Source organism: Actinoplanes sp. DH11 (assembly GCF_020873875.1).
Taxonomy (GTDB): domain Bacteria; phylum Actinomycetota; class Actinomycetes; order Mycobacteriales; family Micromonosporaceae; genus Actinoplanes.
Genome location: NZ_JAHWGU010000001.1, coordinates 615349 through 639044, shown reverse-complemented (window position 1 = coordinate 639044; position 23696 = coordinate 615349). Strand labels below are relative to the sequence as shown.

General features: G+C 70.6%; 23 protein-coding genes and 1 tRNA gene. 6 read left to right on the top strand and 18 right to left on the bottom strand.

The window, feature by feature from the left end:
* Window positions 1-2: 2 nt before the first annotated feature.
* Complete coding sequence (gene trpS / locus LPA41_RS03090; RefSeq protein WP_229068038.1) at window positions 3-1028, bottom strand: tryptophan--tRNA ligase; 1026 nt, start codon at window positions 1026-1028, stop codon at window positions 3-5.
* Window positions 1029-1161: 133 nt separating this feature from the next.
* Between trpS and galE the strand changes: the two genes are divergently transcribed.
* The 4 genes from galE to LPA41_RS03070 all read left to right on the top strand — a co-directional run bounded on the left by galE (window position 1162) and on the right by LPA41_RS03070 (window position 4475).
* Window positions 1162-2136 carry a UDP-glucose 4-epimerase GalE gene (galE, locus tag LPA41_RS03085; protein ID WP_229068037.1) on the top strand — a complete coding sequence of 325 codons (975 nt, stop codon included), beginning with the start codon at window positions 1162-1164 and terminating at the stop codon, window positions 2134-2136.
* Entirely contained in the window at window positions 2133-3284 is a 1152-nt protein-coding gene (gene galK, locus LPA41_RS03080; RefSeq protein ID WP_229068036.1) for a galactokinase, read from the top strand. The genes galE and galK overlap by 4 nt, the downstream gene beginning before the upstream one ends.
* A 36-nt stretch (window positions 3285-3320) precedes the next feature.
* Window positions 3321-3551, top strand: a complete 231-nt coding sequence (locus tag LPA41_RS03075; RefSeq protein ID WP_229068035.1) for a hypothetical protein — start codon at window positions 3321-3323, stop codon at window positions 3549-3551.
* A gap of 96 nt (window positions 3552-3647) precedes the next feature.
* Window positions 3648-4475, top strand: coding sequence for an ATP-binding protein (locus tag LPA41_RS03070; RefSeq protein ID WP_229068034.1), 828 nt, complete (start codon window positions 3648-3650; stop codon window positions 4473-4475).
* A gap of 65 nt (window positions 4476-4540) precedes the next feature.
* Here LPA41_RS03070 and cysN read toward each other — a convergent pair whose 3' ends face one another.
* The 10 genes from cysN to LPA41_RS03020 form a co-directional block, all read right to left on the bottom strand.
* Window positions 4541-5839: a sulfate adenylyltransferase subunit CysN gene (gene cysN / locus LPA41_RS03065; RefSeq protein ID WP_229068033.1), complete on the bottom strand. Its 1299-nt coding sequence runs from the start codon at window positions 5837-5839 to the stop codon at window positions 4541-4543.
* A complete protein-coding gene (cysD, locus tag LPA41_RS03060; protein WP_229068032.1) occupies window positions 5839-6750 on the bottom strand; it encodes a sulfate adenylyltransferase subunit CysD in 912 nt (303 codons plus the stop codon). Before cysD ends, cysN begins: the two co-directional genes overlap by 1 nt.
* Window positions 6751-6813: 63 nt before the next feature.
* Window positions 6814-7695 carry a 3'(2'),5'-bisphosphate nucleotidase CysQ gene (locus LPA41_RS03055; protein ID WP_229068031.1) on the bottom strand — a complete coding sequence of 294 codons (882 nt, stop codon included), beginning with the start codon at window positions 7693-7695 and terminating at the stop codon, window positions 6814-6816.
* A gap of 59 nt (window positions 7696-7754) precedes the next feature.
* Window positions 7755-9527 (bottom strand): sugar transferase, encoded by a 1773-nt coding sequence (locus LPA41_RS03050; RefSeq protein WP_229068030.1) that lies wholly within the window; start codon window positions 9525-9527, stop codon window positions 7755-7757.
* Between the two features lie 107 nt (window positions 9528-9634).
* Window positions 9635-10225, bottom strand: a complete 591-nt coding sequence (gene pth / locus LPA41_RS03045; RefSeq protein WP_229068029.1) for an aminoacyl-tRNA hydrolase — start codon at window positions 10223-10225, stop codon at window positions 9635-9637.
* 81 nt (window positions 10226-10306) lie between these two features.
* Window positions 10307-10915: a 50S ribosomal protein L25/general stress protein Ctc gene (locus LPA41_RS03040; protein ID WP_229068028.1), complete on the bottom strand. Its 609-nt coding sequence runs from the start codon at window positions 10913-10915 to the stop codon at window positions 10307-10309.
* A 408-nt stretch (window positions 10916-11323) separates the two neighbouring features.
* A complete protein-coding gene (locus tag LPA41_RS03035; RefSeq protein ID WP_229068027.1) occupies window positions 11324-12304 on the bottom strand; it encodes a ribose-phosphate diphosphokinase in 981 nt (326 codons plus the stop codon).
* Window positions 12305-12415: 111 nt separating this feature from the next.
* Window positions 12416-13858 carry a bifunctional UDP-N-acetylglucosamine diphosphorylase/glucosamine-1-phosphate N-acetyltransferase GlmU gene (glmU, locus tag LPA41_RS03030; RefSeq protein ID WP_229068026.1) on the bottom strand — a complete coding sequence of 481 codons (1443 nt, stop codon included), beginning with the start codon at window positions 13856-13858 and terminating at the stop codon, window positions 12416-12418.
* Between the two features lie 76 nt (window positions 13859-13934).
* Window positions 13935-14005 (bottom strand) — tRNA-Gln (locus LPA41_RS03025).
* A gap of 36 nt (window positions 14006-14041) precedes the next feature.
* The gene (locus LPA41_RS03020; protein WP_229068025.1) at window positions 14042-14668 is read right to left on the bottom strand and encodes a resolvase; all 627 of its coding nucleotides are present in this window, start codon (window positions 14666-14668) and stop codon (window positions 14042-14044) included.
* 311 nt (window positions 14669-14979) lie between these two features.
* Between LPA41_RS03020 and LPA41_RS03015 the strand changes: the two genes are divergently transcribed.
* On the top strand, window positions 14980-15582 hold the full coding sequence (locus LPA41_RS03015; protein ID WP_229068127.1) for a TetR/AcrR family transcriptional regulator: 603 nt from the start codon (window positions 14980-14982) through the stop codon (window positions 15580-15582).
* Between the two features lie 22 nt (window positions 15583-15604).
* On the opposite strand, the gene LPA41_RS03010 is transcribed toward LPA41_RS03015, so the two are convergent.
* The 6 genes from LPA41_RS03010 to LPA41_RS02985 all read right to left on the bottom strand — a co-directional run bounded on the left by LPA41_RS03010 (window position 15605) and on the right by LPA41_RS02985 (window position 21349).
* Window positions 15605-16102, bottom strand: a complete 498-nt coding sequence (locus tag LPA41_RS03010) for a DUF4383 domain-containing protein (RefSeq protein ID WP_229068024.1) — start codon at window positions 16100-16102, stop codon at window positions 15605-15607.
* Window positions 16103-16229: 127 nt separating this feature from the next.
* Window positions 16230-18026, bottom strand: coding sequence for an ABC-F family ATP-binding cassette domain-containing protein (locus LPA41_RS03005; protein WP_229068023.1), 1797 nt, complete (start codon window positions 18024-18026; stop codon window positions 16230-16232).
* A 7-nt stretch (window positions 18027-18033) separates the two neighbouring features.
* Window positions 18034-18981 carry a 4-(cytidine 5'-diphospho)-2-C-methyl-D-erythritol kinase gene (locus tag LPA41_RS03000; protein ID WP_229068022.1) on the bottom strand — a complete coding sequence of 316 codons (948 nt, stop codon included), beginning with the start codon at window positions 18979-18981 and terminating at the stop codon, window positions 18034-18036.
* Entirely contained in the window at window positions 18978-19553 is a 576-nt protein-coding gene (locus LPA41_RS02995; RefSeq protein ID WP_229068021.1) for a Uma2 family endonuclease, read from the bottom strand. Before LPA41_RS02995 ends, LPA41_RS03000 begins: the two co-directional genes overlap by 4 nt.
* Window positions 19550-20440, bottom strand: coding sequence for a 16S rRNA (adenine(1518)-N(6)/adenine(1519)-N(6))-dimethyltransferase RsmA (gene rsmA / locus LPA41_RS02990; protein WP_229068020.1), 891 nt, complete (start codon window positions 20438-20440; stop codon window positions 19550-19552). The genes LPA41_RS02995 and rsmA overlap by 4 nt, the downstream gene beginning before the upstream one ends.
* Window positions 20441-20464: 24 nt before the next feature.
* Complete coding sequence (locus LPA41_RS02985) at window positions 20465-21349, bottom strand: TatD family hydrolase (protein WP_374238097.1); 885 nt, start codon at window positions 21347-21349, stop codon at window positions 20465-20467.
* Between the two features lie 79 nt (window positions 21350-21428).
* Here LPA41_RS02985 and LPA41_RS02980 point away from each other — a divergent pair, with 79 nt between their 5' ends.
* The gene (locus LPA41_RS02980; RefSeq protein WP_229068018.1) at window positions 21429-22463 is read left to right on the top strand and encodes a hypothetical protein; all 1035 of its coding nucleotides are present in this window, start codon (window positions 21429-21431) and stop codon (window positions 22461-22463) included.
* Between the two features lie 34 nt (window positions 22464-22497).
* On the opposite strand, the gene LPA41_RS02975 is transcribed toward LPA41_RS02980, so the two are convergent.
* Entirely contained in the window at window positions 22498-23694 is a 1197-nt protein-coding gene (locus LPA41_RS02975; protein WP_229068017.1) for a hypothetical protein, read from the bottom strand.
* Between the last annotated feature and the right edge of the window lie 2 nt (window positions 23695-23696).

The window sequence follows — 23696 nt, the reverse complement described above, 5'->3', positions numbered from 1 at the left end:
GGTCAGACTCCGCGCGCCGGGGCGACGAAACCCACGTTCCGGTACGCCGCGGCGAGGGTGGCCGCGGAGACCGCCCGCGCCTTCTCCGCACCGACGGCCAGGATCTTGTCCAGGTGCGTGGGGTCGTCGAGGTAGGCCCGGGTGCGCTCCTGGATCGGCTTGACGAATTCGACGAGCACCTCGGCGACGTCCTTCTTCAGGTCGCCGTAGCCGCGTCCCGCGTACCGCTCGACAAGCTCGTCGATGGTCTGCCCGGTGAGGGCGGCGTAGATCGTCAGCAGGTTGCTGACGCCCGGCTTGTTCTCCTCGTCGAAGAGGATCTCGCGCCCGGTGTCGGTGACCGCCGACCTGATCTTCTTGGCCGAGCGGGCCGGGTCGTCCAGCAGCTCGATGATGCCGTTCGGCGAGGAGGCCGACTTCGACATCTTGCTCGTCGGGTCCTGGAGGTCGGTGATCTTCGCGGTGCCCTTGACGATGTAGGCCGAGGGGACGTTGAAGGTCTTGCCGAACCGGGTGTTGAAGCGCTGGGCCAGGTCCCGGGTGAGCTCCAGGTGCTGCCGCTGGTCCTCGCCGACCGGGACCTGGTCGGCCTGGTAGAGCAGGATGTCCGCGGCCTGCAGGATCGGGTAGGTGAAGAGCCCGACGGTGGTGCTGTCGTGCCCGGCCTTGGCCGACTTGTCCTTGAACTGCACCATCCGGCCGGCCTCACCGAAACCGGTGATGCAGCTCAGCACCCAGGCGAGCTGGGCGTGCTCCGGGACGTGCGACTGCACGAAGAGCGTGCAGAGCTCCGGGTCCAGCCCGAGCGCGAGCAGCTGGGCGGCCGACACCCGGGTACGGTTGCGCAAGGCCTCGGGGTCGTGCCCCATCGTGATCGCGTGCAGGTCGACGACGCAGTAGAACGCGTCGTGCGTGTTCTGCATCGCCACCCAGTTGCGCACCGCGCCCAGGTAGTTGCCGAGGTGGAAGGAATCGGCGGTCGGCTGGATGCCGGAAAGCACACGCGGGCGGTGGGCGACGTCGGACATGGGCGTCATTGTGTCAGCCTCGCCCCGGTCACCGCGAATCCCCCACCGGATCGTGCCGATGTTCGAACCTGTTGACTTATGATCGTTTATGGGGAATTCTATGATCGTCGTGTTCAAGGAAAGGGCCTGAGTCGTGAAATTGCTCGTCACCGGCGGCGCCGGCTACGTCGGCAGCGTGACCAGCAGGCTACTGCTGGACGCGGGCCACGAGGTGGTCGTCCTCGACAACCTCCGCACCGGTTTCCGTGAGGCGGTCGCCCCGGACGCCACCTTCGTCCAGGCGGACATCGCCGACGCGGCCCAGGTCCTGACGCCGGACGCCGGCTTCGACGCGGTGCTGCACTTCGCCGGGCTGATCGCGGCCGGCGAGTCGATGTCCAAGCCCGAGCTCTACTGGCACGAGAACGTGGTCAAGTCGCTCGCCCTGCTGGACGCGATCCGCGCCGCCAAGGTACCGCGCGTGATCTTCTCGTCCACCGCCGCGGTCTACGGCAACCCGGTCGAGCTTCCCATCACCGAGTCCGCGGTCAAGGCGCCCACCAGCACCTACGGGTCGACCAAGCTGACCTTCGACCTGGCGCTCACCTCGGAGACGTTCGCACACGGCCTGGCCGCCGTCTCGCTGCGCTACTTCAACGTCGCCGGGGCGTACATCAACGGTGCGCACGAGATCGGCGAGCGGCACGACCCGGAGACGCACCTGATCCCGATCACGCTCCAGGCCGCCGCCGGCAAGCGGGACAAGCTCCAGCTCTTCGGCGACGACTACCCCACCACCGACGGCACCTGCGTGCGCGACTACATCCACGTCGAGGACCTGGCCCGGGCGCACCTGCTGGCGCTGGACGCGGCGGCTCCCGGCGCCCACAAGATCTACAACCTGGGCAACGGCAACGGCTTCTCCAACCGGCAGGTCGTCGAGGCCGCCCGGGAGGTCACCGGCGCCGAGATCCCGGTCGAGGTGGCCCCGCGCCGCGACGGCGACCCCGCGACCCTCGTGGCCTCCTCGGAGCGGGCCCGCACCGAGCTCGGCTGGGTGCCGCGCAAGAACACGCTCCAGGACATGATCGGCGACGCCTGGACGTTCTACCGGAAGCACGTGGCATGAGCCTCACGGCGAACGCGACGGCGGCCTTCGGCGAGGCGTACGGTGCCGACCCGGCCGGTCTGTGGGCGGCGCCCGGCCGGGTCAACCTGATCGGCGAGCACACCGACTACAACGACGGCTTCGTGCTCCCCTTCGCCCTGCCGCAGCGCACCGTCGCGGCGGCCGGCCCGTCGCCGGACGGCCGCTGGCACGTCTGCTCCACGCTGGCGCCCGAACCGGTGAGCTTCGGCACCGAGGACGTCGGCGAACCGGGTGCGGTGACCGGCTGGGGCGCGTACGTGGCGGGCGTGGTCTGGGCCCTGCTCGACGCCGGCTTCGAGGTGCCGCCGGTCCGCATCGCGCTCGACTCGGACGTACCGCTCGGGTCCGGGCTCTCCTCCTCCGCCGCGCTCGAGTCGGCCGTGCTCACCGCGCTCGTCGACCTCGGCGGCCTGGACCTGCCGCTGGAGAAGCGCCCGGCGCTGGCCCAGCGGGCCGAGAACGTCTACGTCGGCGCGCCCACCGGGATCATGGACCAGTCCGCCTCGATCCGCTGCCAGGACGGCAAGGCGCTGTTCCTGGACTGCCGGTCCTACGAGGTCGAGCAGATCCCGTTCGACCTGGCCGCCGCGGGCCTGGCCATCCTGGTGATCAACAGCAACGCGCCGCACCAGCACGTCGACGGCGAGTACGGCGCCCGCCGCAAGAGCTGCGAGGCCGCGGCCGCCGCCCTGGGTGTGCGGGCCCTGCGCGACGTGCCGGTGTCCGGCCTGCCGGACGCCCTGGCCCGGCTCGACGACGACGTGATGCGCCGCCGGACCCGGCACATCGTCACCGAGAACCAGCGTGTCCTGGACACCGTCAGCCTGCTGGGCGAGGGACGGGTCCGGGAGATCGGCCCGCTGCTGACCGCCTCGCACGCCTCGATGCGGGACGACTTCGAGATCACCGTGGCCCAGGTGGACGTGGCGGTCGAGGCCGCGCTGGCAACCGGGGCGTACGGCGCCCGGATGACCGGCGGCGGCTTCGGTGGCTGCGTCCTGGCCCTGATCGATGCCGGTCGCGCCGAGGAGACGGCGGCGGCGGTCGCTGCGGCGTACGAGAAGCACGGTTTCACGGCGCCCACCAGCTGGGTCGCCGTGGCCGGGCCGGGTGCCGGCCGGGTCTGACGCTTCGATCGCCCCTGCGGCGGGTATGCGACGCTCATGACTACCGAGCAGCACCCGCCGCAGGGAACCAGCACCGAGAACGACAAGCCGAACGAGTACGGCTTCGCCGGGGCCGCCACCGCACCCCAGCCGGAGACCGACGGCACCGCCGACCGGCACGCCACCCGCCTGCACGAGGAGGCGGAGGCCACCGCCGTCCCGGCCGGTGACATCACCGGCGCGGTGACCGGGGCGATCGACGAGCTCACCGACCGCGACGATCGCTGAGCCATCCGTCCGGCGGTGTGTCCCGGCCGTTCAGCCGACACCCGCAGGAGCGAGACCAGGGGCCCGGCGGGCAGTCACCTGACTATCGTGTCGGGCATGGGGGTCAGCCCGCCGTATCTCTCCGATGACACCGGCCCCGGTGTCATCGTCCGACCCGACGCCGCGGCGGACACCGCCATGCCCCTGCTCGCGGTCCGCGGCCCCTGGGGCGACCAGCTCCGCTTCGACGCCTCGGCCTCGCTGCGCCGCTGCTTCGCCGAGCACCCGGACGCCATCGTCGTCGACCTCTCCCGCCTGCTCGACCCGCACAGCCAGAGCGCCTCGACGTGGGTGACGGCCCAGCTCGCCGCGGCCACCCTGCGACCACCCGTGCCGCTGGCCCTCTGCGTACCGCCTGATCTGCCGCTGGCGCACCGGATGCAGGGACTGGGTGCCGGGCGGTTCCTGCCTGTGTACGCGAAGGTGCGGCAGGCCCGGGTCGCGCTGGCCGGCCGGATCCCGGGCTCCGAGCGGCTCACCCTCACCCTGGCACCGGACCCCGACGCGCCGAGCGCCGCCCGCAACCTGGTCAGCGACGCCTGCCTGTCCTGGGGGCTCACCCCGCTGCTGCACCGCAGCCGGCTCGTCATGTCCGAGCTGGTGTCGAACGCGGTCGAACACGCCGGCACCGAGATCCGGGTGTCGGTGACCCGGCGCGGCCCGGGACTGCACCTGTCGGTGGCCGACGACGACCCGGCGCTGCCGAGGATGCTGGACCGGACCGCCCGCCCGCGCCCCGACGTTCCCCTCGACGAACGGGGCCACGGCCTGCGGACGGTGCAGGAGACGGCCGCCGCCTGGGGCACCGTGCCCGGTGACGGCGGCAAGGTGGTCTGGGCGACGGTCCGCCCAGAACCCAGCTGTGACCCCGGAATCCAGCTGTGAGCCCTTGACACCGGGGCGTGCACGACGGCGCCCGGCGACGGGCCGGGCGCCGTGCCGCGGACGCGCTAGCGCGCCTCGATGATCATGCCGGCGCCGACCGTACGGTTGGTGCCCTCGTCGATCAGGATGAAGCCGCCGGTGGTCCGGTTGCGCCGGTACTCGTCGGCGAGCAGCGGCACCGTGGTCCGCAGCTTGACCCGGCCGATCTCGTTGAGCGCGAGCTCCCCGGCAGCCTCGTCACGGTGCAGCGTGTTCACGTCCAGCCGGTACTGCACGTTGCGGATCACGGTCCGTGCGGTCCGGGTGGTGTGTTTGATCGTGTACTTGCCGCCGACCCGCAGCGGTGCCGTCTCGTCCATCCAGCAGATCATCGCCTCGATGTCCTGCGCGGCGGCCGGTGCGTTGTTCGGCCGGCAGATCATGTCACCGCGCGAGATGTCGATCTCGTCGGTCAGCCGGACCGTGACGGACATCGGCGGGAACGCCTCGTCGACCGGGCCGTCGGCGGTCTCGATGGACGCGATCTTGCTGGTCATCCCGGAGGGCAGGACCATCACGTCGTCGCCCGGCTTGAGGACGCCGGAGGCCACCTGACCGGCGTACCCGCGGTAGTCGGTGACGGTGGTCGACTGCGGGCGGATCACGTACTGCACCGGGAAGCGCGTGTCGACCAGGTTGCGGTCGCTGGCGATGTGCACGTGCTCCAGGTGGTGCAGCAGGGAGGAGCCCTCGTACCACGGGCTCTTGTCCGAGCGGGAGGCGATGTTGTCGCCGTTCAGCGCCGAGATCGGGATGATCGTCAGATCGGGCGCGTCCAGCTTGGCCGCGAACGAGGTGAACTCGTCGGCGATCCGGTCGTAGACCGCCTTGTCCCAGTCCACCAGGTCCATCTTGTTGACGCAGAGCACCAGGTGCGGCACCCGCAGCAGCGAGGTGAGGAACGCGTGCCGCCGGGACTGCTCCACCAGGCCTTTGCGGGCGTCGACCAGGATCAGCGCCAGGTCGGCCGTGGAGGCGCCGGTGACCATGTTCCGGGTGTACTGGATGTGCCCCGGGGTGTCCGCGATGATGAACTTGCGGCGCGGGGTCGCGAAGTACCGGTACGCCACGTCGATCGTGATGCCCTGCTCGCGCTCGGCCCGCAGGCCGTCGGTAAGCAGCGCGAGGTTCGTGTACTCGTCGCCGCGGGACGCGCTGGCGGTCTCCACGGCCTCGAGCTGATCCTCGAAGATCGTCTTGGTGTCGTAGAGCAGCCGCCCGATGAGTGTCGACTTGCCGTCGTCCACGCTGCCGGCGGTGGCGAACCTCAGCAGGTCCATGCCCCGCGCCGCGGCGGCGTCCGGCTCGAGTACAGCCTGGCTCATCAGAAGTAACCCTCTCGCTTGCGGTCTTCCATCGCGGCCTCGGAAACCCGGTCGTCGCCCCGGGTGGCGCCGCGCTCGGTGATCCGGGTGGCGGCGACCTCGTCGATCACCTTGTCCACGGTGTCGGCCTCGGAGAGCACCGCGGCGGTCTGCGAGGCGTCGCCGACCGTGCGGTAACGCACCCGGCGCACCTCGGAGGTCTCGCCGTCGCGAAGCTTGATGAACTCGTTGACCGCGTAGAACATCCCGTTGCGCTCGACGACCTCACGGTCGTGGGCGTAATAGATGCTCGGCAGCGGGATGTCCTCGCGGGCGATGTAGTGCCAGACGTCCAGCTCGGTCCAGTTGGAGAGCGGGAAGACCCGGATCGACTCGCCGGGGTGGTGCCGGCCGTTGTAGAGCGACCAGAGCTCGGGGCGCTGGTTCTTCGGGTCCCACTGGCCGAACTCGTCGCGGAAGCTGAACATCCGCTCCTTGGCGCGGGCCTTCTCCTCGTCGCGGCGGGCGCCGCCGAAGAGGGCGTCGAACCGGTACTTCTCCTGCGCGGCGAGCAGCACCGGGGTCTGGATCCGGTTGCGGGTGCCGTCCGGCAGCTCCCGGACCAGGCCGGTGTCGATCGCCTCCTGCACGCTGGCGATCACCAGGTTCAGCCCGAGTGTGGCGACCCGGCGGTCCCGGTACTCCAGGACCTCGGGGAAGTTGTGCCCGGTGTCGACGTGCATGACGGGGAACGGGATCCGGCCGGGCGCGAACGCCTTCTCCGCGAGGCGGAGCATCACGATCGAGTCCTTGCCGCCGGAGAAGAGCAGCGCGGGGCGCTCGAACTCGGCCATGACCTCTCGCATGATGAAGATGCTCTCGGCTTCGAGAGCATCCAGATGAGAGACGCGGTACGGCTTCGTCTGGCTCATGGGTTCAGTCCCCAGACCTTTCTCCGGTGTCGGCCGGACAGGGCGCACGGTCGTGCCGAATCGTCATTGTGTCGGAAGATGCTTCTGGATGGCAGCAAGCAACCGAGGAGCGAGATCCTTGCGACAGACGACCAGATCAGGCAGCTTCGGGTCGCCCTGGTTATAGGCGAGCGGGGTGCCGTCGATACGGGAGGCGTGCAGTCCCGTGGCCAACGCCACAGCGACGGGGGCTGCGGAATCCCACTCGTACTGGCCGCCGGCGTGCACGTACGCGTCGGCCTCGCCACTGATCACCGCGGCGATCTTCACGCCGGCCGAGCCCATCGGCACCAGTTCCGCGCCGATCTCGGACGCCAGTTCGGTCACGAAGGCGGGCGGCCGGGTCCGGCTCGCGGCGATCCGGATGGCGCCGCCGGTCGCGGACTCCAGCGGCATCGGCGGGTAGGCCGGCGGCTTGTCGGTCGCGTAGGTCCGGTGCTGCGCCGGCATCGCCACCGCACCGGCCGACAGGCAGGCCGGGTTGGACGAGTCGGCGGTCCAGAGCGCCACGTGCACGGCCCAGTCGGTCCGGCCCTCCTCGGAGAACTCCCGGGTGCCGTCCAGCGGGTCGACGATCCAGACCCGCGAGGCACCGAGCCGGTCCGGCCGGGCGAGCCCCTCCTGCCAGGCCACCCGGGCCTGGTCGTCCTCCTCGGAGAGCACCGCGTCGGCCGGCCGCCAGCGGGCCAGCTCGGCCCGCAGGAGCTCGTGGGCGGCCTGGTCACCGGCGGCCTTGAGAGCCTTCGGGTCCGCGTACCCCATCTCGGCCCGGACCTGGAGAAGCACCTGGCCGGCGCGGTCCGCGAGCCAGCGGGCGAACGCCGCGTCGATGACCGGCGGAGAGCCGTTCTCGCCGCCGTCCCGCGGGCCCGCAATGCGTGCCGACGTCTTCGTCTGCTCGCCCATCGTGTCGCTCCTCCTCGCCTTTCGGCAGGCACCGGCCCTGCCTGGCGGCAGGCCCGGATTCAGTACGCTCCGGACGACCGCACGACGGCGGTGACTGTCCGGAGCAGGATCACCAGGTCGAGACTCAGGGACCAGTTCTCGACATAGCGCAGATCGAGACGGACCGCCTCCTCCCAGGAGAGGTCCGATCGCCCGGACACCTGCCACAGACCGGTCATGCCGGGCTTGACGGCCAGCCGTCGCCGCACGTCATCGGCGTAGGCGGCGACCTCCGTCGGAAGCGGGGGTCGCGGGCCGACCAGCGACATCTGCCCCAGCAGGACGTTGAGCAGCTGCGGGAGCTCGTCGAGCGAGAACCGGCGCAGCCACCGACCGACCGGGGTGACCCGCGGATCGTCGCGCATTTTGAAGAGCACACCGTCGTGCTCGTTGAGGTGCCTCAACTCGCCGAGGCGAGCCTCGGCGTCGAGGTACATGCTGCGGAACTTGTAGATCCGGAACTCCCGGCCGTCCCGTCCCACGCGCACTTGGCGAAAGAGTACCGGGCCGCGTGACGTGAGTCCCACGCAGAGCGCCACGCTCACCAGCACCGGACCGAGAACGATCAGTAAGGCGAGCGCCCCCAGACGATCGAACACGTCCTTGACCAGGCGCGATCCGCCGTGCAGCCGAGGATGCTCGACGTGCAGCATGGGCAGTCCGTCGAACGGGCGGATCGTGGTCCGCGCACCTGCCACATCGACGAGCGCACTCGCGACCACCAGGTCCACCTCGTCGCGCTCCAGACGCCAGGCGAGCCGGCGCACCGCGGTGCCGTCCAGCTCAGGGCAGCTGAGCACGACCACGGTGTCGGCATCGGCCTGCTCGACCGCCCGGGCCACGTCGTCGAACGAGCCGTAGACGGTGAGGTCGTCGATCCCTATCCCGTCGGCCTCCGGCGGCAGGCAGGCCCCGACCACCTCCAGCCCGTGGTACCGCTCCCGGCGCAACTGCCGGGTGATGCCGATCACTGACAGCTCGTGACCGACCACTATCACCCGTCGGAGGTTCTCCCCGCGGGCCCGGGCCAGGTGCAGGCGCTTGCGGAGCAGGAAGCGGAACAGGACGGCCGCGACGATCGCGCCCGGGAGACCGGCCAGGACATAGGAGCGGGCCAGGTCCAGGCTCAACGCGTACGAGAAGACCGCCGCACCCGCGATCAGCCCGACACCGCCCCGGATCACCCGCTGGTACTCGTCACTGCCGACGAAGAGGTAGCGACGCTCGTACGCCCGGGACACCGCGAGCACCAGCAGGAGCAGAGCCGGCAGCAGCGCGGAACAGATCATGTAGGCGCGGTTGTACTGGGTGACCGCGTCACCGAACCGGACCATGAAGGTGGCTGCTCCGGCGGCCACCCCGGCGGTCAGATCGGAGAGTACGAGCGATCGGACGTACCGGCGTTCCCAGAGCTGGCGCCTGGACATCGCCGCGTGCCGGCCGCGGTTGCGGACGAACGGGCGGCTCGCCGGCCGGGTCGCCTGGGACCGGTTCGGCCGGTCCGACCAGTGCCGATCGATGGCGTTGTTGCGGGCGTGCGCCTGCGCGCCGGCCGGCGCAGGGCTCTGCGGCACCACCGGTCCGGGGATCTTGGAGTTCCGGGCCCGGCCAGGCGGATGCTGCGGCCCGTGGTTCGGCGACAACTGCGGCCCGGGGTTCGGCGGGGGCTGCGGTCCGTGCGGGAGCTGCGGCCCGTGATTCGGCGGCGCCGGCTGTGGCCCGCTGTCGGGATCCGTCGTCGTCACCGGGTCGGTCGGCGTGTCCGCCCGGCTCTCGGACACGTCCTGCGACATCCCCGACCTCCTGTCACCTGATCGCACCGGTTGCGCGCACCCGTGTGACCAACGGACGGATGGCGGAGCGCGTCACGGTATGACAAGGCGGACAAATCGCCGGGCCGTCAGCTCCCGTGGAACTTGTTCTGCGCCCACTCGACGCCCTCGAGGACGATCGCCTCGGTGACGTCGGCCGCCCGGTCCACCAGGAAGTCCAACTCCTTGCGCTCCGCCGAGGAGAAGTCGGAGAGAACGTAGTCGGCCGGGTCCTGCCGCCCCGGCGGCCGCCCGATCCCGAAACGCACCCGCGCGTACTCCTTGCTCGCCAGCGACTTCGACATCGAGCGCAGGCCGTTGTGACCGCCCTCGCCGCCGCCCCGCTTGGCACGCACCTGCCCGTACGGCACATCAAGCTCATCATGCACCGCGATCACATTCGCCACCGGCACTTTGAAGAACTGCGCCAGCGCCACCACCGGCGCACCGGACAGGTTCATGTAGGTGAGCGGCTTGACCAGGATCAGCTTCGGCCCGCCGAAACCCAGCCGGCCCTCGGCCATCTCGGCACTGCCGCCCCGCTTCGCCCGCCCGAACTTCGCGCCCAGCCGGGACGCGAGCAGGTCGGCCACCATGAAACCGACGTTGTGCCGATTTCCCGCGTACTCCTTGCCGGGGTTCCCCAGACCGACCACCAGCCAGGGCGACTCGTCGCTCAACCTTGCCTCCGTCAGATACGGATCAGGGAAAGTGCCCGAGGCACTTTCCCTGATCCATGGCTTACCGCTGCTGCGACAGACTTACTCCGCGGTCTCGCCCGAAGCCTCAGCCTCGGCGGCGGCCGCGTCGTCCTCGGCCTGGGTGGTGCTCTGCGCCGCGGTGATCATCGCGAGGACCAGGTCGGCCTCGACCGCGAGCTCGGTGCCCTGCGGCAGCTTCACGTCGCCCGCGGTGAGCCGCGCGCCGGCCTCGAGGCCCTCGATCGAGAGCTCCAGCTCGGACGGGAGGTGCAGCGCCTCGGCGACCACCGAGACGGTGTTCGACTCGTGCACGATCAGGGTGTTCTTGGCGGCCTCGCCGACCAGGGTCACCGGGATGTCGACCTGGATCTTCTCGCCGCGCTTCACGATGAGCAGGTCGATGTGCTCGTAGGTGTCCTTGATCGGGTCACGCTGGATCGCCTTCGGCAGCGCCAGGGTGGCGGTGCCGGCGATGTCGATGGTGAAAATCTGGTTGAGGCCACCGTGCCGGATGGCGGCGGCGAACTCACGGGCCGGAAGGGCGATGTGCTGCGGCTTCTCGCCGTGGCCGTAGAGCACGGCCGGCACCAGACCGGCCCGGCGCGTGCGGCGGGCACCACCCTTGCCGAACTCGGTACGGGGCTCGGCGCTGATCTTTACCTCGGACACGGGGAAACTCCTGAAACTCTTCGATGCGGGCTGCGGCTAAGTCTGCGGCTGCGGTATCCGGCAGTGCTGCGGTGGTGGCCGCCGACGGCTTGGGCCGTCGCCGGCGCTGCCGGGCAAGGGGCGCGCTGGGCACAGGCCCGGAGCACCGCGTCGATGACGGCACCTCGAGTGGTCTGCGAAAGCTCAGCAGGCCACGAGGCACCCTCGCCGTGGCAACCGCACTAGCTTACCTGGCAGAATCGCGCAGCGCTCATCGGGTCCGCTCCGGCGGCCGGTCCCCACGAAAAAATCACTCCAGCGGCGCACCTGACGCCCCACAAGAAAACGCCCGTCACAGACGGGCGTTTCCTCACTCAGCCGGAGCGGATCAGATCAGGCCGCCTGACGCCGGCTCGGACCGATCCGATGTCAGCTCAGGCCACCGAACAAAGTGGTCACCGAACCGTCGTCGAAGACCTCGCGAATGGCCCGCGCCAGCAGCGGGGCGATGGACAGCACAGTGATCTTGTCGAGGTGCTTGTCCGGCGAGAGCGGCAGCGTGTTGGTCACCACGAGCTCACTGATCCGGCTGTTCTTCAGCCTCTCGGTGGCCGGATCCGAGAGCAGCGCGTGGGTCGCCGCCACGATCACGTCGGCAGCGCCCTCCTCGAACAGGATGTCCGCCGCCTTGGCGATCGTCCCACCCGTGTCGATCATGTCGTCGACGATCAGGCAGACCCGGCCCTCGACCTCGCCGACCACCCGGTTCGCGACCACCTGGTTCGGCTTCAGCGGGTCACGGGTCTTGTGGATGAAGGCCAGCGGGCAGCCACCCAGCCGGTCGGTCCACCGCTCGGCGACCCGCACCCGGCCGGAGTCCGGCGCGACCACGGTCATCGGCCGGCCGGCGAACTTCTTCTGCACGTAGTCGGCCAGGATGTCCATGGCGAACAGGTGGTCCACCGGGCCGTCGAAGAAGCCCTGGATCTGCGCGGTGTGCAGGTCCACGGTGAGGATCCGGTTCGCGCCCGCGGTCTTGAGCAGGTCGGCCACCAGGCGGGCCGAGATCGGCTCCCGGCCGCGGTGCTTCTTGTCCTGCCGCGAGTACGGGTAGAAGGGGAGGACCACGGTGATCCGCTTGGCCGAGCCGCGCTTCAGCGCGTCGACCATGATCAGCGTCTCCATCACCCACCGGTTCACGCCCTCGGTGACCGACTGGACCACGAAGGCGTCCGAGCCGCGCACCGAGTCCTTGAACCGGACGAAGATCTCCCCGTTGGCGAACTCGTACGAGTCCGACGGTGTCGGCGCCACGCCGAGCACCTGACCGATCTCCTCGGCCAGTTCCGGGAAACCCCGGCCGGAGAAGAGCATCAAACTCTTACGGTTCTCCGCGACGATGCTGCCCATCGGCTCGCTGCTCCCATTGCTCAGGGGGTGGGTTCGCAGTGAAGTATCCCTTGCGACAAGGTAACCGCCACGTTTCACGGCCGCTGGGTGGGATGGCTCACCCCCGCTGGATCAGTCCTGCTCAGGGGTGATATCCCGGGCCCGGGCGGCGGCCTGTGCGGAGACCGTGCCCGCTCGGCGACGCTCCGTCCAGCCTTCCACGTTGCGCTGCGGCGCGCGGGTAACTCCGAGCTCCCCGGGCGGCACGTCCTTGGCGATCGCGCTGCCGGCGGCCACATACGCCCCCGGGCCGATCTCGACCGGCGCGATCAGGACCGTGTCCGAGCCGACGAACGCCGCCTCGCCCACCGTGGTCCGGCTCTTCCGGACCCCGTCGTAGTTGGCGAAGATCGTGCCGGCGCCGATGTTGGCCTTCGCGCCGATCGACGCGTCACCCACGTACGACAGGTGGGGCACCTTGGCGCCCTCGCCCAGCTCCGCGTTCTTGGTCTCGACGAACCCGCCGACCTTCGACTTGCGCGCCAGCCGGGTGCCGGGACGCAGGTACGAGTACGGCCCGACGGTCGCCTCCACACCGATCTCGGCGCCGATCGCGTGCGTCCGCAGCACCGTGGCGCCCTCGGCGACCGCGGTGTCGACCAGCGTGGTGTCCGGCCCGATCACCGCACCGGTGGCCACCGAACTCGTGCCCAGGATCTGCGAGTTCTGGTCGACCACGGCGTCCGGCTCCAGGGTCGCCGTCACGTCGATCCAGGTGGTCGCCGGGTCCAGCAGCAGCACACCGGACCGCATCCAGGCGTCGTTCACCCGGTCGCGCATCAGCACCCGCAGCCGGGACAGCTCGGCACGGTCGTTGCAGCCGAGCGTCTCGTACGCGAATTCGGCGATCTCCACCGCCACCGGGTGCCCCAGGCCGGCCAGGATCCCGAAGACGTCGGTCAGGTACTCCTCGCCCTGCGCGTTGTCGGTGGACAGCTTGCCGAGCGCCTCACGCAGCAGCACCGCGTCGAACGCGTAGATCCCCGAGTTGATCTCCCGGATCCGCCGCTGCTCGCCGGTGGCGTCCTTGTGCTCGACGATCCGCTCCAGGTTGCCGCCCGCGTCCCGCACGATCCGGCCCAGCCCCGTCGGGTCACCCACCTCGGCACCGAGCACCGTCGCCGCGGCACCGGCCCGCTCGTGCGTGGCGAGCAGCGCCTCCACCGTCTCCGGGCGCAGCAGCGGCACGTCACCGCTGAGCACCACGACGGTCCCGGTCAGCTCCGGCGCCGCCTCCAGCGCGATGCGCACGGCGTGCCCGGTCCCGTTCTGCTCCGCCTGCAGGACCGGCGTCGCGGCCGGCGCGGCCTCGGCGAGGAACGCGCCCACCTCGTCGGCCTTGTGCCCCACCACGACCAGGGTGCGGTCGGTGCGGATCGCGGACGCGACGGCCAGCACATGCCCGAGCAGCGTGCGGCCGAGCAACGGCTGAAGGACCTTGGGCGTCGCGGACTTCATCCGCTTGCCCTCACCGGCGGCAAGAACAACGACGGTACGGCGGGGGGCCTGGCTCACGCGTGAACTCCAAGTTCGCAGTAGGCAAAGGTGGCCGGCGCTGCACCCAGCGCCAGCCCGACCGCAGACGCAAAAGCTCCCGGAAGAGGATTCGAACCCCTATAAACGGCACCAAAAGCCGCGGTCCTACCATTAGACGATCCGGGATCAATCGCGACATTCCCCGTAGGGCATGTCCCGTCGTCACATGATAGCGGGCGCACCCTGATCTCCACTCAGGGCGATCCCCTCCATGGCGGCCTCCACCTCCCAGTAGAGACGCGCAGACCTGAGCACGTTGACGACCAAGCAGCCGCGATAGGCCTCCCCCACGTTTCGCCGGACGGTGGCGGGGTTGTGCCTTTTCAAGGTGGGTCGCTGGAAGACCTCGACCGGGACTCCGAGCTGCCCCGCCCACCACAAGGTCGCCTCGCCCACATCCGCCGACTCGTGAATGCTCAGCCGGTACCTGAGGCGCTCCGGACCCACGCCCAGCAGGGTCAGATAGCGCCGGAAGAGCAGGATCAGCCGCGGGTCACTGTTGATGAACTGGAGGGCGGTAGCACCCGGCCGCCACGGTTTCGCCTTGGCGCCCTCACACCAATAGGTGACCGCCCCCAGAAGGATGACCTCCCGGGCCGAAAGCTCACCGACCCACTTCGACACCCGCGTCCGGGTGGCTTCGCGTTCCCTGTCGCGCGCCTGCCGATACGGCTCCCACCGCGCCTCGGCAACATCGCGGGAATGCCGGCTCCGACGCTCCGCAGCCTCCGCCGGAGTCGCGTCGAGGGGCATGCCGCGCGTCCACAAGTAGGCCGAGGACTTCGACACTCCCAGCACCCCGGCGATCGCTGGAACCGTCCACCCCTGGCCCCGCAACGCTCTCGCCCGTTCCTGCTCGTCGAGTTTCGCCCGGCTCCGGCGAGGACTCTTCCCCCTCCCGCCCTGCTCCTTCCCGCCCGTGTCCTGTCCGCCCGACCCCAGCCCGCCCGTCTCACGACTAGTTGCTTTGCCACCAGTAGTCATGGGTCCAGTTTGAAGCACGGCCGCGTCCACCTGCAACGCCCACGGCGTGCCATTCCTGGCACGATGGCCAGGTGAAAGATCAGACGGAACGCGCCGGCCGGTCCCCCCGCGTGCGGATGCCCGCCGCCCAGCGTCGCGAGCAGCTGATCGCCATCGGCCGTCAGCTTTTCGCCGAGCGCGGGTTCGACGCGACAAGCGTCGAGGAGGTGGCGGCCCGGGCCAAGGTGTCGAAGCCCGTGGTCTACGAGCATTTCGGCGGCAAGGAGGGGCTGTACGCGGTGGTCGTCGACCGCGAGGTCCGGTCGCTGCTGGACCGGATCGCCACCGCGCTCACCGCGGGGCATCCGCGGGAGCTGCTGGAACAGGCGGCGCTGGCGTTGCTCGACTACATCGAGGCCGAGCCGCACGGGTTCCGGGTGCTGGTCCGTGAGTCGCCGGTGCTGTCCGCGGCGGGCAACTTCTCCAGCGTCATGAACGACATCGCGCACCAGGTGGAGCACATCCTGGCCGCCGAGTTCAAGAGCCGGGGCATCGACCCGAAGTTCGCCGAGCTCTACTCGCAGGCGCTGGTCGGGATGGTCGCCCTGGTCGGGCAGTGGTGGCGGGAGGCGCAGCGGCCGAAGAAGGAGATGGTCGCCGCGCACCTGGTCAATCTGGCCTGGAACGGCCTGTCCCACCTGGAGACGAAGCCGGGCCTGCTGACCCGCAAGGTGCGATGAGCGCACCTTGCGGGGGCGGGCGTCAGGCGGTGCGCCCCTCACGGACCTGGCGCGGCGCGCCGGCCTGCGAGTCGGGGACGATCTTGCTGTACAGGCTGACCGTGATCAGCAGCAGACCCGCCAGGTAGGTGACGATCACGGTGGACATGCTGTAGCCGAAGAAGTTGGCGTCGGTGCGGATCGTCGCCAGCGCGTAGCTGCCGAGCACCAGCATCGTCCAGCCCAGGTACTTGTCGACCGCGACGTCGAGGTTCTTGCCGATCGCGGTGGCCGCCAGCACGAGGCCGCCGAACACGATGTGGATCAGCGAGGAGAGCATGTTCGTCTCCTGGCCGAGGACCCGGATGCCCGTCTCGTTCGCGAACGGCTCACCGGCGGTCTGGATCGCGCCCAGGACGCCGAAGACCACGAGGTAGGCGCCGGCGATGAAGCCGACCACCCGGTAGATCGGCCGCAGGGGATGGTTGACCGGAATATGCGAGGCCATGCTGTCCGTCTCCAAGGTCAGGTGTCGTCCCACCGATTCTCGCGTATCGGTGACAAGGGCGCAGGCACACCCCCCGGATCGGTGAGACTTATTCGCGACGGTCGATAGCAAAGTACCTCAACTCGGGCACCTGCCACTCCGGGTAGGTCGCGAAGAAGTCTCAGTTACTCCCCACCTGCTCCGCGAGCTCCAACCACTCCATCTCGGCCTGCTCCTTCTCCTCGCGCACCGCCTTCAGCTGCGCCTCGAACTCGACGATCTTGTCGTAGTCGCTGCCGTGCTCGGCCAGCTTCTCGTTGATCTTCGATTCCTTCTCGGCGAGCTTGTCCATCTGCCGCTCCAGCCGGGCAAGATCCTTGCGGGCCTGCCGCAACTCACCCTGGGAGAGACCCGGCGCGGCCGCGGCCTGCGGAGCCTGATTGCCGGGTACGCCCTGAGCACCGCCCGACGACACCCGATCGAGGTATTCGTCGATGCCGCCCGGAAGGTGCACGAGGCGCCCGTCGCCGAACATGCCGTACGCCGTGTCGGTGACCCGCTCCACCAGGTAACGGTCGTGGCTGGCCACCACCATCGTGCCCGGCCAGGAGTCGAGCAGGTCCTCGAGCGCGGCCAAGGTGTCGGTGTCCAGGTCGTTGGTGGGCTCGTCGAGCAGCAGCACGTTGGGCTCGGTGGCGAGCAGGCGCAGCAGCTGCAACCGCCGGCGCTCACCGCCGGAGAGGTCGCTGACCGGCGTCCAGATCCGCTTGTCGGTGAACCCGAACACCTCGGCGAGCTGACCGGCGGAGAGTTCCCGGTCGCCCAGCTTGACCCGTTTGGCGACCTCCTCCACGGCCTCCAGCAGGCGCAGGTGCCCGGGCAGCTCCTTGAGCTCCTGGGAGAGGAACGCGGGCCGCACCGTCGAACCGGTGACCAGGCGGCCGCCGTCCGGCTTGGTGACGCCTGCCAGCAACCGCAGCAGGGTCGTCTTGCCGGCGCCGTTGGCACCGAGGATGGCGAGCCGGTCGCCCGGCCCGACCTGGAACGTGAGGTTCTTGAAGATCGGCTTGGGGCCGGCGTTGAGCTCCACGCCCTCCAGGTCGTAGACCTGCTTGCCGAGCCGGGTGGTGGCCAGACGCTGAAGGCTCACCGTGTCGCGGGCCGGCGGGACGTCGGCGATCAGCTCGTTCGCCGCGTCGATCCGGAATTTCGGCTTCGACGTGCGGGCCGGCGGGCCCCGGCGCAGCCACGCGATCTCCTTGCGCAGCAGGTTCTGCCGGCGGGACTCGATGGCGGCGGCGACCCGCAGCCGTTCGGCACGGGCGAGTGTCCAGGCGGCGTAACCGCCCTCGTAGGCGAACACCTGCTCGTCCACGACCTCCCAGGTCATGGTGCAGACCGCGTCCAGGAACCAGCGGTCGTGGGTGACCACGACCAGCGCGCCCTTGCGGGTGAGCAGGTATTTGGCGAGCCAGTCGACGCCTGCCACGTCGAGGTGGTTGGTCGGCTCGTCGAGGATCAGCAGGTCGCTCTCGCGGACCAGGAGCGCGGCGAGGGCGACCCGGCGGCGTTCGCCACCGGACATCGGCCCGACCGGCGTCTCCAGGCCGAGGTGGCCCATGCCGAGGCCGTCGAGGATCGTGCGGACACCGGCGTCGCCGGCCCACTCGTGCTCGGCGCCCATGCCTTCGGCGAGCCAGGCGGTGCCCAGCACGACGTCGCGCACGGTCGCATCGGCGGCCAGTGCGAGGTTCTGCGGCAGGCTCGCGACCCGGAGGTCACGCCGGTGGGTGACCCGGCCGGAATCCGGTTCCTCGATCTTGGCGAGGAGGCGCAGCAAGGTGGACTTGCCGGCTCCGTTGAGGCCGACGATGCCGAGGCGGGCATCGTCGTCCAGGCCGATCGAGACGTCGGTGAGCAGCTGACCGGCGGCGCCGTAACCCTTGTTGACCCGGTCCAGGTTGATGATGTTGGCCACGATGCGTCTAGGTTACCCGCGCGCCGGGCTGTGGCCCGCGCGCGGTGACCGCCTCCTGGCAGACGCCCGCGGCGTTCAGATCGGCCGCGATCCGGTGCGCGTGCCCGGCGTCGGCGGCGAGGAAGACACATGTCGGTCCGGAACCGGAGACGATGCCGGTGATCGCGCCCGCGTCGTGACCGGCTTTCAGCACGTCGGCGAGCTGCGGGCGCAGCGACAGCGCGGCCGGCTGCAGGTCGTTGCCGAGCGCGGCGCCGAGCACCTCGGGATCGCGCTGGCGCAGCGCGGCCATCAGCTGGTCGGGGCCGCCGAGCGGCGCCGGCGGCCAGGAGGTGTCCCGCAGGGTGTCGAGCTCGCGGTAGACGGCCGGGGTGGAGAGGCCGCCGTCGGCGATCGCCACCACCCAGTGCCAGATGGTCGGCCGGGCCAGGATCGGGCTGACCGCCTCGCCGTGGCCGGTGCCGAGCGCGGTCCCGCCGTGCAGCAGGAACGGCACATCCGAGCCGAGCTGGGCGCCGACCTCGGCCAGCTGGTCACGGGACATGCCGAGACCCCAGAGCATGTCGCAGGCGATGAGCGTGGCGGCCGCGTCGGCGCTGCCGCCGGCCAGCCCGCCGGCGAGCGGGATGGATTTGCGCAGGTGCAGCCGGGCGAAGGCGGGCACCCGGGCCCGGGCGGCGAGCGCCCGCGCGGCCCGGATGATCAGGTTGCTCTCGTCGAGCGCCAACTCCCCCGCCCCGACGCCCTCCATGGTCAGCGTCAGGGTGTCCCCGCGCCGCGCGGTGAGCTCGTCGAAGAGGCTGATCGCGTGGTAGACGGTGTTCAGCTCGTGGTAGCCGTCGGGCCGCAGCGGGCCCACGCCGAGGTGCAGGTTGATTTTCGCGGGCACCCGCACCCGGACCGGGCCGGCGTGCGGACGCGGGCCCTCGTCGTCCGGGCCCCAGGCCTCGGTCACGGAGCGATGTCCCGGATCGGCAGCCGGATCTCGAACGGCGCGCTCAACACCAGTTCCTCACTCGAGTCGGCGACCAAGTCGTATTTCCCCTTCACCAGGTCGTAGGCGAAGATGTGCATGGGATCCTGCTCGATTCGCCAGTAATGCGGAACACCGGCGGCAGCATAGAGACCGGGCTTCTCCAGACGGTCACGTCTCCTGGTGCCGGGCGACACGATCTCGATGGCGACCACCACCTGCTCCGGCTGGAAGAAGTGGTGACCCAGGTCGACGGGGCTGTGCAGGATCAGGGCATCCGGTTCGAGGGTGGAGTCGAAGTCGATGACGACGCCCACCGCCATCTGCGGCTCGAAGCCTTTCGGTGAATGCCGGTCGAGCCAGCCCACCAGCCTCCAGTTGATCTTCTGATGACCACCGGTCGGTGATGGGACCACTCTGAGGACTCCATCGGAAAGCTCGACGCGGGGGGCGCCCGCAGGCAGGTTGAGAACGTCTTCGACGGTGTAACCAGCACGCTTCTGTTTGCCGAGGTCCTCGTGCCAGACCACGTCACCGACTGGTTCAGCGGTCACGAGTCCACCTCCTCAGGCTGCGCGCCGGTCGACGGGCTGAGCTTACCGCCGGACCCCGACAGTGTGGCCGCCGCTGCGATCGCGGCGAACTCGCCCACCGTGAGCGACTCCCCCCGGGCCTGCGGGCTCACCCCGGCCGCGCGCAGCACCTGCTCGGCGCGGTCCGGACCGCCGGCCCAGCCGGCCAGGGCGGCGCGCAGCGTCTTGCGGCGCTGGGCGAAGGCCGCGTCGACGACCGCGAAGACATCCGTGCGGGAGGCACCGGCCGGCGGCTCGCGCCGGGTGAAGGCGACCAGGCCGGAATCCACGTTGGGCACCGGCCAGAACACCGCGGGCGGCACCTTGCCGGCGGACTTGGCCTCGGCGTACCAGGCCAGCTTGACCGACGGCACGCCGTACACCTTCGAGCCGGGACCGGCGACGAGCCGGTCGGCGACCTCCTTCTGCACCATGACCAGGCCCCCGCGCAGGGTGGGCAGCTCGGCGAGCAGGTGCAGCACCACCGGCACCGCGACGTTGTAGGGCAGGTTCGCCACCAGCATGGTCGGCGCCGGGTCGAACCGGTCGCCGGTGACCCGCAGCGCGTCGGCCGGGTGCACGGTGAGGTGCGCGGCGGCCACCGTCTCCGGCAGCGCCGCGGCGAGCGTCGGGTCGATCTCCACGGCGTGCACGTGCCGGACCGCGCCGACCAGGCCCAGCGTCAGCGAGCCCAGGCCGGGACCGACCTCGAGGGCCACGTCGTCGGGGCGCAGGCCGGCCGCCGCGACGATCCGCCGGATGGTGTTGGGGTCGTGCAGGAAGTTCTGGCCGAGCTTCTTGGTCGGCGCGACGCCGAGGCGTGCGGCGAGTTCCCGGATCTCCGCCGGGCCGAGAAGTGTGTCAGCCATGGGCATGAGCCTAGAGCGGCCCGCTCACCACGGACCGAAGACCCGCTCCCCGGTCGCCGAGATGGTGCCGCAGAGCTCGTCCAGGTCGACGCCGCGCGCCCCGGCCAGGGCCCGCACCGTGATCGGGATCAGGTACGACGCGTTCGGCCGCCCCCGGTACGGCACGGGCGTCAGATAGGGCGCGTCGGTCTCCACCATCATCTGCTCCGGCGGGGTGATCGCGGCCGCCTCGCGCAGGTTGCCCGCGCTCGCGAACGTGACAGTGCCGGCGAAGCTCAGGTGGAACCCGCGGCGCACGCACTCGGCGGCGAACGCGGCGTCACCGGAGAAGCAGTGCATCACCACGGTGTCCGGTGCGCCCTCCGAGTCCAGGATCCGCAGCACGTCGTCATGGGCGTCCCGGTCGTGGATGATCAGCGCCTTGCCGTACCGCTTCGCGATCGCGATGTGCGCCCGGAAGCTCGCCTCCTGCGCCGCACGGCCCTCGTCGCCGGTGCGGAACGTGTCCATCCCGGTCTCGCCGATCCCCCGCACCCGGGGCCGGGCCGCGAGCGCCTCGATCTCCCGCAGCGCCTCGTCCAGATCGGACAGCCGGGGCGCCTCGTTCGGGTGCAGCGCCACCGCGGCCAGCAGGGCCGGGTGCCGGTCGGCGGCGTCGGCGCCCCACCGGGACGACGCCACGTCCACGCCCACCTGCACGAGCCGGTCCACACCGCTCTTCGCGGCCGCGGCGATCAGCGCCTCGACCGGGTCGCCATCGCCGTCGCCGGGCACGCCGGCCTCCTGGACGGTCAGGTCGAGGTGGGTGTGACTGTCGAAGACCGGGACGGCGAGCGGCTCGGGTGCGGGCGGGAACTCGCCGGCGCGGCGGGCCGCCTTGGCCCGGCGGGACTCGGAGGGTGAAGACATGTGAGACATTGTGCACGGCGCTTTTTTCGGTAACCGCGCGTTCACCGGTTATCCACCGTAGTCACTTAGGTTGCGCCGCGTGACCGTGATCGGTGAGGACAGCGAGCTGGGCGCCGACCCGCTCGACCCACCCCTGATGGCACCGCTGCGCCGGGATCTCAGCTGGCAGCAGGTTCAGTCGATGAGCCAGTCGGTGTCGTACCGCGAGGATGCCGGCCTGCGCCGGATCCGGGCCACGGCGGCGATCCGGCGGGGCACTCGGATGATCAAGGTGCTCTCCGCGGCGCAGGTGGCCGGCCATCTCGGCGGCTGGCTGCCCTACGGGTTCTGCTACCGCGCCTGTGATCTCGCGCATCTGCGCGAGCCGGACCAGCTGGCGCTGCTCCGCACCGACGGCGCCGGCGACTCGTCCGTCACGTTCGCGCTGCGCTGGCGCGCCGTCGACCCGATCGACTACGAGGTGCCGGCGAGTCCCGCGCAGCCCGGCCTGGCCGCGCTGCCGGCGCACTCCCGGGTCGGCGCGATGGTTCTCGGCACCGGTTTCTCGCCGAGCACCGACGATCTCATCCCGGAGTACGTGACGGCCGGTTTCGCCGATCTGCCGATGCCGGCGAACGCCCAGCTGCTGGCGTACGTGCCGGGCGGCGACGAGGTGGTGCTGTACACGTACCAGCCGGAGCAGCACGGGTGGCTGCGCCTGGCCGGCCCGCGCTGGCGGAACCTGCTCGGCGAGATCCCCGGCGCCAGCCCCGACCGGGAGTACGTGCCGTGCACCGCGGCCGGGTCGGCGCGGCTGGTGGGGCGGATCGACGACAAGGAGTACGAGGCGGTCGCCGACCCGCCCGGCGAGTTCCGGGTGCGGGCGCTGACCCGCGCGGCCCGGTACCCGGTGCAGACCCTGAGCCGCCGGGCCGAGCAGGCGATGTGGCGCGGCGTGGCGGCCTGGGTGCTCCAGCGCGACGAGACCTGGGCCCGGCTGCGGCTGGTCCGGCCCGAGGTGGACGGCATCGGCACCACCGGGGCCCGCTGTTACGAGCGCGGCGTCTACGAGGCGTGGGCACCGGTGGACGAGCTGGCCGACCACCACATCGCGGACATCGCCTACTCGCTGTGAGACGGGGACCGGCCGGAGCCGGCCCCCGCTGCGATCACTTGCGAGTGATCTTGAACCCGCGGTACGTGTCGGCGTAGTTGTCAGCACGGTCGTACGCCCAGGGCAGGACCACGATCCGGCCCTTGGTGATGCCGGCGGGCACCTTCAGGGACCACTTGCCCTTGGACACCTTCGCCGCGTTCTTCCCGGTCTCGCAGTACTTGAAGAGCTGCTCCTCGGTGGTGTAGCGCTTCCACTTCTTCTTCGGGGTGAGGCAGTAGTACTTGCCCGAGGTGGTGACCCGCACGACGGTGACGCCCACGAAGCGGACGCCGGCGCCCTTGTCGCTGATCGTCCCCCGGACGGTCTTCCAGGAGCTGATCCGGTTCGGGTTCTTCGGCTTGGTGATCGTCAACTTCGGCTTCCACTTGTCCTTCAGGACGTTCGTGGTGCCGACCTTGAGCCAGCTGGTCGGGCCGTACTTGTTGAACAGCTGGGCCCGCAGGGTCACCTTGCCGCTGATCTTGCTGCTGGTGTTCTTGCGGTACAGGATGAGCCCACGCACCGACTTCTCCGAGGCGGCGTGGTCGCTGAGCCAGCCGTCGCCCCAGTCCAGCCGGATCTTCGTGGTCCCGGCCGGGATGCCCGCGAAGTTCACCGTGAACGGCGCGCCCTGGTAGACGGTGTACCTGCTCAGCGAGAACTTGCCCGGAGACGTCAGCGTCACCGCCCGGCCGGCGGTGGTGAAGCTGTTGCCGCTCCGGTCGGTGATCGTCTCGGTGACGGTGAATCGGCCGGTCCGGGCGTACTGCTTCGTGGCGAAGGTCGCGTTGGCGGCGAGCGTCGTGGTCGTGCCGTCACCCCAGCTGATCTTCCGGGTGAGGTACGCGTCCGGGTCGACGTTGTCGCTGTACTCGTTGGCGTTCTGGCCGAGTGTGACCTTCTGTCCGATCCAGAGCGAGGTCGCGCTGAGCCGGAAGGAGCCCTTCGGCTTCTCGGTGTCCGGCACGGTCACCGGCGGTACCGCCGCGGCCGCGGGCGGCGTGGTGGCCGCGGCGGCCGGGGCCGGGTCCGTGCCGGTGGCCTGCGCCGGGACGTCCGGCGCCTCGGCCGGCGCGGTGGTGCGGTAGCCGTTGTCGGCTCCGCCGCCCACCGGCGCCGCCTGGGCCGGTGGTGCGAGGACGGTGCCACCCGCCAGGACGGCGCCACCGACGACGGCGGCGAGCAGCGGGCGCGAGAGACGTGGTTTCACAG